Raw genomic sequence first — 14,749 nt, 5'->3', positions numbered from 1 at the left:
TTTTTATGGAAAATTATTGGAGTGAGTATTGGTCTCAAGGGTATTTAACTTCATTTGGGCAGGATATTAAGAAAAACTATACAGGCAAGCTCAAGCAGAGCTGGACAAGTTTTGCTACTGAGCTTAGTCCACAGTGTAAAATACTAGACATAGGCACAGGCAATGGTGCACTGATACAGCTTATACACGATAGTAGTAAAGATCAGCTGAGCTTTATTGGTATTGATAAAGCAACAGTGGCAAAGAGCGTTACAGGCGTGCCCGACTCTAGTATTTTATCAGATGTAAGTGCAGAGTCCTTACCTTTTGAAAATAATGAATTTGATGCGATAGTGGCTCAATTTGCAATTGAATACAGTGAGCTTTCGAAGAGCATTTCTGAATTATTTAGAGTATTAAAACCGGGTGGGTTATATCAAATTGTTTGCCACGAAATAGATTCAGATATAGTTAAACCAAATGTGCTTATATTGGAGTCTGCTGTACGTGTACGTAGTGACTTGTTAACTCCTTTAAAGCAGCTAATTGATGAGCTGAAAAAAGATGATAATGCTCAGGTTAATAGCTTGATAAAAACAATAAATAACCTTATCCAGCTTGAAAGACAAGTACACCCTCACGCAGTTAATGGAACACGGTATCCCGACTTTTTTCAGTTTATTTTGAATAATAGAAAAATTGATTTAGAAAGCGCTTATCAATTATTTACTCAAGAGCTCGAAGGGCTGATCTTTAGGTTAAGTGACTTAAAGCAAGCGGCGTTAAACTCTCAGGATATTAGCCAGTTGTTATTGTTAGGCGATAAAACATTTAAAGAGGCTTTAGTTGACTCTAATAATGAATATATCGGAACGCTTTACAAAGGACGCAAATAGCTAGCCCCATTACTAAAATTTGTTCTGTTCTGCACATTAATAATCTAGCAGCTTTGATGGTATTCCAAAGGCCATACGAGCTGCAGCTCCCGATTCCTTTACTTTTTGGCGACTTGTTAAACATTGTTCTTGGTCACCTTGTCATTTATAAATTTTAAATTACCTTGTTAACACCTTTATAAATGTAAATAAGTAGAAGTATTTTACGTTTTATTTTCAAAAATGCATTGTTCCGTTTATTGGTATATTCATACTTTATTTTTTGTCCCCTTTATCGAAATAAACTAATATTAATTATATTTAAATTGATGTGAATTATTGGTTTTTAATGTGTTGACTATGTTTATATATTGATACTAACATTCACAAAAGAAGCGGTACTTTCACTTCTTAAGCTATTTATTTAATGGCTAAAACAATAAATATATAAATAAAATTATTTCAGGGAGAATCCAATGTTAAATAACCAAGTTTCAAAAGCGGTGCGCTTAGCGATTGCTTTTGGTACGGCATCTACAGCTGTATTTTCAGCAAATTCAATTGCTGCTGAAGAGGGAGTTGAAAAGGTAGAGCGTATAGAGGTTACCGGTTCACGAATTAAACGTGCAGATCTTGAAAGCGCTTCACCAGTGAGCATTATTACTACTGAAGATATGAAAGTTCAGGGTATTTCAAATATTTCCGATGCGTTACAAAACCTTACCGCTCAGTCGGGCGGATTAACTGCTGCTGTAAATAATGGCGGTAATGGTAATGCAACTGTTAACTTAAGAGGTATGGGTTCATCACGTACATTGGTACTTGTCAATGGACGCCGTATGATTGCCTCAGGTACTGGTGCATCTTCTACCGTGGATCTTAATGCCATTCCTTTTAGCGCTGTAAAACGCATAGAGGTTTTAAAAGACGGTGCATCAGCTGTTTACGGCTCTGATGCTCTTGCTGGTGTGGTTAATATTATCATGCGCGATGACTTTGAAGGCTTTGAGCTAGATGCCAGCTATGCAGAGACAGGTGAAGGTGACGGTGAAGAAGCTAGCTTAAGCAGCACCTTTGGTGTGAGCAGTGATAAAGGTAATGTTGTTGTAAACGTTGGTTTTTACGACCGTGGTACTGTACGTGCTAGCGACCGAGATTATTCAGCATGTCCATACGCAGAAAGTGGCGGTGAGCGTTTTTGTGCCGGTTCTGGTAACTCTTTAGGTATGAATGCAATCTTAGATGATGGTAGAAGAGTTCAGTTTGAGCCTGGCGGTAACGGTTCATCAACTGATACTGGCTATCACACATATGTGGGTAGTGGCGAAGGCAACGATACCTATAACTACTCTTCTGCTTCATACTTATCTACGCCTGCAACTCGTTATAATGTGAGCGTGTTAGGTAATTATGAATTAGCAGATAACTTAAACTTTTTTGCAGAAGCGTACTACACAAACCGTACCTCAACGCAGCAAATGGCACCAGCACCTATCAACTACACATACAGTGTTGATGGTCGTAGTTGGGTATTAAGTCAAAATCCAGAAGTTTACCCATTCTCAGGCTTGTATGATTTTGCAACTCCTGGCGACAATGTAGACATGTTACCACTGCGTCGTATGTCAGAAATGGGTGGCCGTGTATTTGAGCAAGAAGTAAATACAGCACAATTTACGACTGGTTTAGAGGGCTTTATCGCTGATCAATACGCTTGGAATGTGTTCTATACATATGGTCGAAATAGCGCTATTGACCGTTCTAAAAACTACATCAACGTAGACAAAATGATAGCGTCAGTAAATGAAAACTGTGAAGGTGTCTCGGTTACAGGTTCGCCTAGTGATTACACGGTTACAGGCAACGATGCATCTGCTCCATGTATTAACTACTTCGGTGAAGGCGCGCTTTCACAGTCAGATGCCGATTACTTGCGTTACACCGATCAGGGTACTTCAGGTACAGAAATGCACCACTTAGGCGCTTCAATTTCGGGTGATTTATTTGAAATGCCTTCTGGTGTTGTTGGCTTTGCATTTGGTCTAGAGCACCGTGAAGAATCAGCATTTAATCAACCAGATGCATTCTCTTCATCAGGTATCGGTTCAGGTAATGCCGTACAGCCAACTTCTGGTGGCTATAAAGTTGACGAAGCATATGTAGAGCTTGTTGTTCCACTATTGAATGATTTACCACTGGTTCAGTCTTTAGATTTAGAAGCTGCGCTTCGCTACTTTGACTACGATACGTTTGGATCAGATACTACTTATAAGTTAGGTCTAACTTGGCGTATGACAGATGAAGTTATGCTTCGCTCTGTATTATCAACAGCATTTCGCGCACCAAGTGTAAGTGAGCTTTACGGTGGTCAGTCAGATAGCTTCACCAATTATACAGACCCTTGTACTGGTTTTGGTGGTGCTGGCTTTGATTCTAGATACCAAACAGCCTGTGCTTCTGATGCAGCAGCCGGCCTAATTCCTTCAGATGGTACGTTTGCACAAAACAGTGGTCAACTTCGTGCGGTTGTTGGCGGTAACCCAGACCTAGGTCCTGAAACTGCTGATACATTTACAGTTGGTCTTGTTGTTGAGCCAATTGAAGGGCTAAGCTTTACTGTTGATTACTACGATATTGAAGTAGATAACGTAATAAGCTCTGTTGGTATTACGACTAAGCTAGATAAATGTTATAGCGCGGGTGAAGAAGGTGGACAAGGTGGTTCTTTTGCACTTTGTGAAGGTGTTGTACGTGATGCAACGGGTAACTTTGATGGTACTCCATCACTTGATCAAAACCTTTCTACTTGGAACCTATCGGGCGTAGATTTCAACGCTCAATATAGCTTTGACGCTGCTGGCTTAGCGTGGAGAGCTGATTGGGAAGCTTCTTACATCTCTAAATGGGAAGTACAAGAGTTTGCTGGTGAGCCTATTCAAGATTACGTAGGTGTTGCATCAAGTGGTTCTGGCTCAATTCCTGAGTGGAAACATAATGTAAGCTTACGTGCAGCCGGTGATGATTGGACTGTTTCATACAAAGTGATGTATGTAGATTCGCTTGTTACAGAATCAGTTGCATTATTTGATGGAGACCCTGCGGATTACTATTCACCAGAAGCTGACTCGTTTGTATCACATACACTAAGTGGTACTTACCAACTTAACGAGCATGTTTCGTTACGTGGTGGTATAGATAACCTAACAGATGAAGAGCCTCCATATTACAGCGATTATGATGATGCCAATACAGATACTACGTTGTATAAGTACATCGGTCGTAACTTCTTTGTAGGTACAACTATTTCATTCTAAGCATAAGCTTTAATGCTAAGGCCGGTATATTATCGGCCTTTTTATTATTTAAGAGAACATATGCAAAGCCAAGGCATGTCATTTCAAGATGTAAGCAACTTAATCCTTAAGGAAATTAATAATAATAATTTCCTTAAGGCATTAAAAATTGCTAATTCGATTAAAAGTAATGAATCGAGTATTGTAGCGCACCTTCATCACTTAAAATCTATAGCATACCAAAAGAAAAAAGATTATATATTATGTTTAGCCGAGATTGAAAAAGGTATTAAACTAAGTCCACGTCATTTTCATTTAAATGTAAATAAAGCAAAATTATATAACTTGTTGGGTGAACCTGATAAGTCAATAAAACAATATTTAAATGTATTGGCTATATATAGTGACGATATAGAAACACTTTATAATATCTCTGTTTTGTACTTTAAAAAGAATGAATTTACTAAAGCAAAAGAATACATTGATAAAGCATTTACACTATCCCCTCAAAATGCAGTTATTCTCAGTGCAAAAATAAAAACAGACTTAAAGCTTGAGAAGTTTACTGAGGTCGATAGGCTCACAGATGATTATATTCGCAATTTTGGTGCTGATGCTAGTATTCTCAATAGTAAAGGGTTGGCTTTAAAAGCTTTATGCTTTTGGGATAAAGCAATTATAACTTTTGAGCAAAGCTTAAAATTAAGCCCTGGTTTAGTTGAAGCTAAAAAAAATATGGCCAGCTGCTATCACTTAGCCGGTAAGTTTAAAAAAGCCAAAGCAATATATACAGAACTAACAACTATCAACCCGCTAGATTTAGACAGTCATCATTGGCTAAACCAAATGCTATGGGAAACTGCAGACTCTGGTTTTTTATCCTCATATAACCATGCTTTAAAAATAACTGGAAAAAATACTGCACTGGAAGCTGAGCTTGCACAAAAGCTTTATACATCGGGTAAGCAAACTGAGGCTTACAAAATAGCAAAGCAAATACTCTCTCAAAGCAATTGCCCACAAAAAGCGTTTTCTATAGTGGGTGATTACGAACGTGAAAACAGCTTATTTGATGAATCTTTAAAGACCCATTTAGCTGCCAGTAATAGGTTTAAGAATAATCACGCGTACATAGAATTAGCCAAAAGCTATATTGCGATAGATAAACCAGAACACGCATTGAACATTATAAATAAGTTATTAAATCAAGTCGAATATAACCAAGAGTACTTGTGTATTAAAAATACAGCATTGAGATTACTAAAAAGCGAGCTGTACTCATATTACTGCAATTATGATTTATTTGTTATGCAGGAGAAAATAGCAACACCTTCTGGCTTTGCTTCTATAGATGATTTTTTAACTGAGCTTAAAGGTACGTTAAAACAGTATCATTATTATCAAAACCATCCTTTAGAGCAATCTTTAGTGAATGGTTCTCAAACCGCAGAAAAGTTATTTGATTATCAACTGCCGATACTAAAAATACTAAAGCAGGAGCTATACGAGTTAACGTCATGCTTTTTATCAAGGCTTCCAAAAGATAATCAACACCCTTTTTTAAAAAGAAATGTTGGTGATTTTAAAGTAACTGATTCATGGTCGGTAATTCTGAAAGATAAAGGTTTTCATAAAAATCATTATCACAGCCACGGTTGGATGAGTTCACCATTTTATGTATCTATACCCACGCTGATATCTGAATCAACCAACCAAGAAGGGTGGTTAAAGCTAGGTGAGCCAGGATTTAATATGCACACTAAGCTTTTACCTGAGACAACATTAAAACCAGAGGAAGGCAAACTTATTCAATTTCCATCCTATTTTTGGCATGGGACTAATACCCTAAATAGTGAAATGGAACGAGTAACAATTGCTTATGACATACTCCCTCAACACACTTAAATTAAGGATAAACAATGAAACATCTTTGTACCGTATTATTAGTAATTTTAGCTTCAGGTTGCACTAGTGCAGCAGCACTTAAAGCCAGTGAAAGCGATGGCAAAATATGTAAACTCGAAAAAACCACAGGTAGCAACATTGCAACAAGAGTGTGTAGAACACCTGAACAAATTGCTTACCAAGAAAAATTAAGCCAAGAGGCAATGAGAGAGATGACCCGTGGTAGTGTAAAAATTGATAAATAGACTTTAACTTTATAAGTTTATTAACCTCTATTAAAAAATTAATAGAGGTTAAATATTTTTTATTTGATATTAAAGTCCATTACTATACTTATTCTATGCTGATTTCTCATGCTAAAGTATTTGCTTTTATACCTTTTGCTATGGAGTAAAATTGCTCATGGTAAAAATATATTGTTGGGTTTATACTTGCTTTGAAACTAAAAAGTTAACTCCAACAAGCAAGAGAGATATAAATGAAAGAAGTTCGATCTTTTATTAAAACAGCATCATTAACTGAGCTAGAAAAAGCACAACAATTAATCACTGATGCGATTGCAAAATATACTGAGCAGCTACAAGCTAAACAGGAAGTGTTGGATCTTTTAAAAGAAAAAGGACTTACGTTAGAAGATTTACAAGACGGTACTGCAGATAAACGTACTAAAGTAAAAGCTAAGTATCGTATTGAAGTAGATGGCGAAGTGATTGAATGGACCGGTCGTGGTCGTCGCCCTAAAGCGTTTGAAGGTGTTGATTTACAAAAGCACCTAGCTTAATAAAGTAACAGAGAAGCCACGGCTTCTCTTTTTAATGGCGTATAATTTAATAACTAAACTTAGGCTTACGCTTTGTAGGCGAGATTTAATTGGCCAAAACTTACCTTAAACTCCCCGCAGTCGCTTAGTATTTGTTAAACTGCATTTCTGGTTATTCTATTTACTATTTTCATGAGCTATAAATTAAGGCCGTATCAGCAAGAGGCCGTAGAGCGCACTGTTTTACATTTTCGAAAAACAAATGATCCTGCCGTGATTGTACTGCCTACCGGTGCGGGTAAAAGCCTTGTAATTGCAGAGCTTGCGCGAATTGCTAAGCAAAAAATTTTGGTGCTTGCACATGTTAAAGAGTTGGTAGAACAAAACGCACAAAAATATAAAAGTTTTGGTTTAGAAGCGAGTATATTTTCAGCAGGGTTAAAAGAAAAATCACTCAGCCACCAAGTTACCTTTGCCAGTGTTCAGTCTTTATCGCGTAATTTAAATAAATTAAATGAGCATTATTCTTTGCTTATTATTGATGAGTGCCACAGAGTAAATGGTGATAAAAAAAGCCAATATGGAAAGGTTATAAATGCGCTCAAAGAATATAATCCTCAGTTAAAAGTATTGGGTTTAACAGCCACACCTTATAGATTAGGAATGGGGTGGATATACCATCATCATTACCATGGTTTTGTAAAAGGTAATAAAGAAAGTCCATTTAAAAACTGTATATTTGAATTACCGCTCAGGTATATGATCAAACATAATTACTTAACGCCGCCAAATGAAGTGGACGCGGCAATTAGTCATTATGATTTTTCGTCCTTGGCTACTAATGCGTTTGGTCAATATACGACTGATGACATGAATGCGCTTTTAAAAAATAGTGAGCGCGCAACGCAAGCTATACTGAAGCAGGTAATACAATACAGTGAAACCCGCCAAGGCGTGATGATATTTGCGGCAACGGTGATGCACGCGCAAGAAATTTTAACTTATTTACCCGCAGAGCAAAGTGCCCTTATAACTGGCGATACCCCAAATGCAGAACGCGATAAATTAATAAATCAATTTAAACAAAAAAACATAAAATACCTCGTTAATATTTCTGTTTTAACTACCGGATTTGATGCGCCGCATGTCGATTTTATCGCTATTTTACGCCCCACCGAATCGGTTAGCTTATACCAGCAAATTGTTGGCCGTGGGCTTAGGCTAAATGAAGGAAAAACAGACTGCTTAGTTATAGATTACGCAGGCAACGGCTTTGATTTATTTCACCCTGAGGTGGGCGATAAAAAAGGTGATAGCGATAATGAGCCCGTTCAAGTGCTTTGCCCTGGGTGTGGGTTTGCAAATATTTTTTGGGGAAAAACCGATGCTGATGGCAAAGTAGTTGAGCATTTTGGCAGGCGCTGCCAAGGTTTATTAGAAGATGACGAAGGCCATAAAGAGCAATGCGATTATCGGTTTAGGTTTAAAGAGTGCGAACAATGCGGCGCTCAAAACGATATAGCAGCTCGTAAATGCCATGATTGCGGCGCAGTAATGGCCGACCCCGACGACAAGCTACGTAACGCCCTTAATTTAAAAGATGCGTTAGTACTGCGCTGTAGTGGGTTATCAGTGGTAAAACTTAAAGATGATTTAATTAAAATAACCTACTTTGATGAAGATGGTGCAAGTTGCGATGAGGTATATAACCTTGCCAGTAAAGGCGGGCAGTATATTTTTAATAAACAGTTTGGTAAACGCCTAGGGCAGGGGCAAGCGCCTGTCGAATTTAAAAGTGCTGAGCAGGTTATTAAGGCACAGTTTGATTTAGTGCATCCCGATTTTGTTATCGCGCGTAAAAGTAAAAAGTATGGCTGGAAGGTATCTGATAAATTATTTGATTACACTGGCAGCTTTAGAAAAGCTAATCAGTTAAGCGGCTAAGCTTAACTGATTTTTGTTAAGCGGCGTCTTCGTCCATTAAACCCCAGCCATCGCCATAGCCATTGTAACTATTAGCAATACTTTCAAGGTATTGCTCTGCTTGACCAAGCAATGTGTGCTCTGGCACCATTTGTACATGAGTAATCACTTCCCACACGCCAGTGTCTTTACACTTTTCAACGTTTGCGCTTTGTACTAATGCATCAGAGATTATTTCTTTGGCAAATTTTTCTGCATCAGCTTGTTGTTCAAATAAAATGAAAAAATCGATTTGGTGCATTTTGCTTAAATCAACGCCAGCAGCGGCTATTTCGGCTAAAAGTTGGCCGTTATCATCATCAGGGAATTGCATTAAAAACTCATTTAAAATTAATTTTGTATTCGTAGCCACTATTGTAACCAAAATATTGCTTTAAAGCGTATTAATTTTAACTTTATAGGCTTTTAAAGGGGAGTGAAATTTGGTGCAAGATTACCATTAAGTTAATGTGTTGCTCATTATGGCTATGGTAGTATGCAACTCATTGGTGGTTAAATTTTAAAGAATAAAAAGTAAGGATATTTACTTGTTCAAACAGTTATTACGTTTTGTGTTTTTTTTAGCTTTTTTTATAAGCACTCAAGCCAGCGCTGAGCAAAGGGTAATTGAAGATTACGAAATTAAAGGGATTAGTGGCGAGTTAGAAAGTAACGTTGAGCTCTATTTAAAACAACTGGTTGGCGAAAAACCCACCAGAACCTTGCGCCGTTATGCTAAAAAGCAAGTGCAAAGCAGTATTAAAGCGCTGGGGTATTACAACCCAACAGTAGACATTGAGTTTGATAAAGACGATAAAGAGCTTATCGTTAAAGTAGAGCGCGGCCCTGCAACGCGCATAGAAGCTATTAATATAACGCTTAATGGTGAGGGTAAAAACGACTCGCAATTACAAAACGTTGTTAAAAATTTAAATTTAACCCAGGGCGATATTCTTAATCATGGCAGGTACGACTCAGCTCATAAAAAAATAGAGTCAATGCTATTAGAGCTAGGCTATTTTGATGCCAAATGGCCAGCCCGAAAGCTTGCTGTATCAGTACAAAAAAACAGTGCTGTTATTACATTTAATATAGATACCGGCGTGCGCTACACGTATGGCAATATAATCATTGCCAGCGAAACCCCCGCAGAAAAATACATTCGTTCACTTGCACCTTTTACCCAAGGGCAAGCTTATAAAGCCACACAAATTGCCGATTATAACCTTGAGCTCTCAAGCACACCGTATTTTGCAAGCGTGCGTATTTATGCCGATATACCAGCAAGAGCCAACGGACAAGTGCCTATAAATATTGATGTGCTACACAAACCTGCTAATAGCTACGAAGTAGGCGGTGGCTTTAATACCGAGCTGGGCCCGAAAGTGCGTTTTAAATGGAGTAAACCCTGGATCACAGAAGACGGGCATTATCTGGAAAGCAATTTAAATATAGCTGAGAAACAGCAAGATATTTCTATGGCGTACACCATTCCGGTAGATGACCCTAACGACGATTTATGGCGTTTATCAGTGGGTTACAAGTTAGAAGATGAACTTGCCGATGACATATACAGTGAAATACTGACCGGCCAACTGCAGCGCCAATGGTTAACTGAAGATAAATGGGTACGCACGGCCTTTTTACGTCGAGACCAAGAAACATACCGCATTGGTGATGAACCAGAAGAAAGCACCGAAATGTTTATGCCCGGTATTAGCTATGCCCGTAAAAAGTCAAAAGGAGGCACAACGCCTTATTGGGGTGAGCAGTGGCTAATTTCGGCTGAGTTTGGTTTAGATGATGTACTTTCAACCACAAACTTAGTGCGGGTGCAGCTGCAGCATGCGTGGCTGCGAACCTATTTAGATAAACACTTAGTTTTTTTAAAAGCAAACGTGGGCGCCATGCTGGTCGATAATATTGAAAACGTACCTTACTCGCTGCGCTTTTATGCTGGTGGTGACCAAAGTGTACGTGGTTTTGCTTATCAGTCTATTTCTCCTGAAGATGAAGACGGTGATTTAATCGGTGGTAAATACTTATTAACCAGTACTATTGAATACAATTACCAATTTGCACAAAATTGGCGAGCAGCTTTATTTGTTGATGGCGGTACCGCCACAAATGACTTTTCGGACGACTTTGAAGTGGGCGCAGGCTTTGGCTTTCGTTATTTAACACCCATTGGCCCTGTGAAAGTAGACCATGCATGGGGGCTTACTAAAGAAAGTAAAAGCACACGTTTAAGCATTACCATAGGGCCAGAAATTTAATGTCAGTATTTAAAAAAATATCCGCCGCCGTCATCGGCGTTTTAATCACGCTTGCCGTTATTATATTTTGTTTGTTATTTACTGCGCCCGGTAATCAATTTATTGCTTATAGTGCCAATAAAATGGTGGACGGCTTACATATTGAGATTAAAAAAGGGCGCTTTTTATATAACAACCCGTTTAATGTGAGCTTTAAAAACCACAGTACAGATTTTAAAGCGCAGCAGCTTAAAATAGATTTATTTTGGTGGCAGTGCGATGGCCTATGTATTGAAAATGCAAGTGCGCGGTCAATCAAACTTGCCCTTGGCAATACACCTGAAGCCACACAACAGAGCAACCAAGAGCCATTAGCTAAAATTACGTTTCCCTTTAATATTGCCGTTAAAAATGTAGCAATAAACGAATTTGTATTAAATCATTCCAGTGCTGATGTAACCGTAAATAACTTTACCCTTGCAGCGAAAGCTGAAGATGCAACCTTAGCACTAAAAAGCCTAACTATTAGTGATGTATTGGTAAAGCTTAAAGAGCAACCCGCCTCATCTAATCAAGCAACGGCTAATCAAGGCCAGGCGCTAACAGCGCTGCCTGCGTTACCAGATATAGAATTTACATCGCCCCTTAATTTACGGGTAGAGCAGTTTGACGTTAAAAAGGTAGATATTGAGCAAGGTGAGCAAACTCACACAATCGAAAATATAGCGCTTGTATTAAATGTAGAAGATGAAAAAGTTAACTTACAAACGCTTAGCGCGCAGTACCAACAATGGCAACTAAATACAGAATTAACTAGTGAGCTTGCAGGTAACTTACCATTAAACGCTAAAGTAGCGCTAAACAGCGACTTGCACCAAGCGAATTTAGCGTTAAGTGGTGATCTATCTGATTTAAATATAAATTTACACACGACTGGTCAGTACCCATTAAATTTAACGGCAACGGCTAATTTAAAACAAAAAAATTATCCGTTTGAACTTACTGGTAAAGTTGAGCAATGGTTGATTGACGCTCAAAGTAACGAGCTAAAAGTAAATAATGTTGATTTATCAGCCTCGGGTAATGCGGATGATTACACGCTAAGTTTAAAAGCGCATAGTCAATTAGGTGCCTATCCAGCGGTAGTATTAAACACGCAATTAAACGGCTCGCTTAGCCAAGCGCAGCTAAGTACCTTAAGCTTAAAAGCAAACGACAGTAGTGCAATATTTAAAGGTAATGTTAATTGGCAAAAGGGCATACAAGCCGATTTCACCGGTTCGTTAAATAGCTTAAAAGCGCAATACTTAACAGATGCGCTTACAAGTAATATTTCTGGCCAGCTAGAAGGGCGCTTTAATAGCGAAGGGCAAAACTGGCACTTGCAAATGGATAATACACAACTTGCAGGTACACTGAACCAAACACCGCTTGAATTTGCCTCAAACTTTACACTGAATAATACGCTAAAGGCCAACATAGACAGCCTGTATTTAAGTAGCGGTGCCAATAAATTAACCTTGAGCGGGCAAGTTGACGACACTTGGCAGGTTGACGGAAAAGTAACACTGACAGGAAATGAGCAAACTAATCTGCCATTTGTTGCAAACGGTAAGGCCGATTTAAAAGTTAGAGGACCCCGTTTAACCCCTGCCGTTGATTTATCGTTATTACTCGATAACTTTATGTATAACGACATAAACGTTAATAAACTCGCCCTTAAAGGTCAGCTCGATACAGCCGCAGATTGGCAAACCGATGTGAGCTTAAACGTAGGCTCAGCAATGGTTGCTGATCAGGTAATTAATAGTGTTGAGCTAACTGCCACTGGCGATAAAACCGACCATCAGCTGGTGGCCGCCATAGATGCAGAGCAAGGCGCTGCTGAGCTTGAAGTAACCGGTAAGCTCAATAATAACGTATGGAATGGCTCGCTCAGTAACATAACGCTAAGTGACAAAAAGCTCAGCTTTAGTAATAGTAAAAAAATTGCGGTGATGTTTAATACCCAAACCAGCGATTTTGATGTGAGTGCACATTGCTGGCGCTCAAACAAAAGTGAGCTATGTATTAACACCCTAGCGCAAACTAAAAACTTGGGTCAATTTAATGCTACGTTGAGCAATTTAGCGCTTGAAGAGCTTAAACACTTTTTACCAGATAACATGCGTACGCGTGGAGATATAAGCGGCGACTTTGCTGCAAATTGGAACGAGGGAGCATTAAAAACACTTCGCGCTAATTTAAATGCGCACGACCTTGTTGCTGTTCTTACCTCAGAGGAAGACCGGTTTAGATTACCCATCGAAACGCTAAAAGTCAGTGCCTACACTGATTCTCAAACGGGTAAGCTAGAGGCCGATTTACGCTCAAGTGTGCTAGGTAAAATAGCCACCGAAATTAATATTGATGATATTCAAAATCAGCAAACATTAAACGGTCACCTTAATATAGATAAAATATTGCTATCAGACTTACATCCATTTCTCGAAACCCTTGAGCAATTAAAAGGCGATATAACAGGAAACGTGGCAGTAGCCGGCACTTTGCAAGACCCTCTATTAAATGGTGAACTAAATGTCAGTGATATTAATTTAGAAGGTGAGCAATTGCCGGTGGTATTGCAAAAATCTAACGTAAACATTTTATTTGATAAAACCACCGCCACAATTAAAGGTAATTTAAACGACACCCAAGGCGGTAAAATCAACCTAACCGGCGACGTAGATTGGCAAGGCGCCCAGCCTGAGGTAAATGTAAGCGTTAACGGCGAGCAGTTTTTTGTACGTGCGCAGCAAGGCGTTACGTTTAAAGTATCGCCTGATTTAACCATTGGACTTGCAAATAATGCATTAAAGCTGTCTGGCGAAGTGATTGTGCCTTATGGCAGGGTAATGATTGAAGAGCTGCCAGAGGGCGCCGTTCAAGTGAGCGACGATGAGATTATTGTTGATCAACAAACTGAAACGGCAGAAAACGTGCCGTTTGATTACGATGTAAATTTAAAAGTGATTGTTAAAAACAATGTAAAAATAGAATCGTTTGGTCTTGAGTCGAAAATAGCGGGCGATTTAGCCATCAAAATGAGCCAGGGCGCCCCTATAATTGCCACCGGCGAGCTAAATTTAATCGATGGTACGTATTTAGCTTTTGGCCAAGATTTAATTATTAGTACTGGGCAAATTGGCTTTAGTGGCTCGATTGAGCAACCATTTTTAAATATTAAAGCCATACGTAATCCAGACACCACAGCAAACGATGTTGTGGCTGGTGTTACGCTTACTGGTAACGTTGAGCAACCTACCTTAAAAGTATTTTCTGAGCCGGCAATGGATCAAGCACAAGCGCTGGCCTATTTACTCAATGGGCAGCCGCTAGGCGAGGGCGACAGTTCAAGCGATGCCATGCTTACTCAGTTATTGCTTTCACAAGGGGTGAGCCGCAGTGAAGGCGTTGTATCTAAAGTTGGCGAAACCATTGGTTTATCTGATGTAAGCTTAAGTTCAACGGGCTCTGGCGATAACACTAAGCTTGAAATATCGGGCTATGTAGCGCCTAGCTTACAAGTTAAATACAGCGTAGGGGTATTTGACTCGCTCAGCGAGGTCGCTATTCGCTATCAGCTGCTTTCGCAGTTTTATGTAGAGATCACCAGTGGTTTAAATCAAAATGTTGATTTACTCTATAAGTTTGATTGGGACTAAATAGGCAGTATAAGGG

Annotated in this window: 9 protein-coding genes; 8 read left to right on the top strand and 1 reads right to left on the bottom strand. The window is 39.0% G+C overall.

Annotated features, from left to right (window positions below; genetic code table 11):
* The first annotated feature begins 5 nt into the window (after positions 1 to 5).
* From MTN96_RS06880 to MTN96_RS06855, 6 genes are all read left to right on the top strand, one after another.
* Positions 6 to 875, top strand: a complete 870-nt coding sequence (locus MTN96_RS06880) for a class I SAM-dependent methyltransferase (RefSeq protein WP_248531078.1) — start codon at positions 6 to 8, stop codon at positions 873 to 875.
* Positions 876 to 1,330: 455 nt separating this feature from the next.
* Positions 1,331 to 4,168, top strand: coding sequence for a TonB-dependent receptor (locus MTN96_RS06875; RefSeq protein WP_029774022.1), 2,838 nt, complete (start codon positions 1,331 to 1,333; stop codon positions 4,166 to 4,168).
* A gap of 60 nt (positions 4,169 to 4,228) precedes the next feature.
* The gene (locus MTN96_RS06870; protein ID WP_248531077.1) at positions 4,229 to 6,052 is read left to right on the top strand and encodes a putative 2OG-Fe(II) oxygenase; all 1,824 of its coding nucleotides are present in this window, start codon (positions 4,229 to 4,231) and stop codon (positions 6,050 to 6,052) included.
* Positions 6,053 to 6,066: 14 nt separating this feature from the next.
* Positions 6,067 to 6,297 carry a hypothetical protein gene (locus MTN96_RS06865; RefSeq protein ID WP_029774020.1) on the top strand — a complete coding sequence of 77 codons (231 nt, stop codon included), beginning with the start codon at positions 6,067 to 6,069 and terminating at the stop codon, positions 6,295 to 6,297.
* 233 nt (positions 6,298 to 6,530) lie between these two features.
* Positions 6,531 to 6,833: an H-NS histone family protein gene (locus tag MTN96_RS06860; protein WP_004585960.1), complete on the top strand. Its 303-nt coding sequence runs from the start codon at positions 6,531 to 6,533 to the stop codon at positions 6,831 to 6,833.
* Between the two features lie 171 nt (positions 6,834 to 7,004).
* Positions 7,005 to 8,756 (top strand): DEAD/DEAH box helicase, encoded by a 1,752-nt coding sequence (locus MTN96_RS06855; protein WP_248531076.1) that lies wholly within the window; start codon positions 7,005 to 7,007, stop codon positions 8,754 to 8,756.
* Between the two features lie 16 nt (positions 8,757 to 8,772).
* Here MTN96_RS06855 and MTN96_RS06850 read toward each other — a convergent pair whose 3' ends face one another.
* Entirely contained in the window at positions 8,773 to 9,108 is a 336-nt protein-coding gene (locus tag MTN96_RS06850; protein WP_024033700.1) for a ribonuclease E inhibitor RraB, read from the bottom strand.
* Between the two features lie 238 nt (positions 9,109 to 9,346).
* Here MTN96_RS06850 and MTN96_RS06845 point away from each other — a divergent pair, with 238 nt between their 5' ends.
* Positions 9,347 to 11,050, top strand: coding sequence for an autotransporter assembly complex family protein (locus tag MTN96_RS06845; protein WP_374274985.1), 1,704 nt, complete (start codon positions 9,347 to 9,349; stop codon positions 11,048 to 11,050).
* On the top strand, positions 11,050 to 14,733 hold the full coding sequence (locus tag MTN96_RS06840) for a translocation/assembly module TamB domain-containing protein (RefSeq protein ID WP_248531074.1): 3,684 nt from the start codon (positions 11,050 to 11,052) through the stop codon (positions 14,731 to 14,733). Before MTN96_RS06845 ends, MTN96_RS06840 begins: the two co-directional genes overlap by 1 nt.
* The last annotated feature ends 16 nt before the right edge of the window (positions 14,734 to 14,749 follow it).

The sequence above is a fragment of the Pseudoalteromonas sp. 2CM28B genome, assembly GCF_023161935.1.
This window is presented reverse-complemented; position numbering and strand designations above follow the sequence as displayed.

Coding starts and splice junctions, on each gene's coding strand:
- MTN96_RS06855 (WP_248531076.1), top strand. CDS start 7,005: ATGAGCTATAAATTAAGGCCGTATCAGCAAGAGGCCGTAGAGCGCACT.
- MTN96_RS06840 (WP_248531074.1), top strand. CDS start 11,050: ATGTCAGTATTTAAAAAAATATCCGCCGCCGTCATCGGCGTTTTAATC.
- MTN96_RS06860 (WP_004585960.1), top strand. CDS start 6,531: ATGAAAGAAGTTCGATCTTTTATTAAAACAGCATCATTAACTGAGCTA.
- MTN96_RS06875 (WP_029774022.1), top strand. CDS start 1,331: ATGTTAAATAACCAAGTTTCAAAAGCGGTGCGCTTAGCGATTGCTTTT.
- MTN96_RS06880 (WP_248531078.1), top strand. CDS start 6: ATGGAAAATTATTGGAGTGAGTATTGGTCTCAAGGGTATTTAACTTCA.
- MTN96_RS06850 (WP_024033700.1), bottom strand. CDS start 9,108: ATGCAATTCCCTGATGATGATAACGGCCAACTTTTAGCCGAAATAGCC.
- MTN96_RS06865 (WP_029774020.1), top strand. CDS start 6,067: ATGAAACATCTTTGTACCGTATTATTAGTAATTTTAGCTTCAGGTTGC.
- MTN96_RS06870 (WP_248531077.1), top strand. CDS start 4,229: ATGCAAAGCCAAGGCATGTCATTTCAAGATGTAAGCAACTTAATCCTT.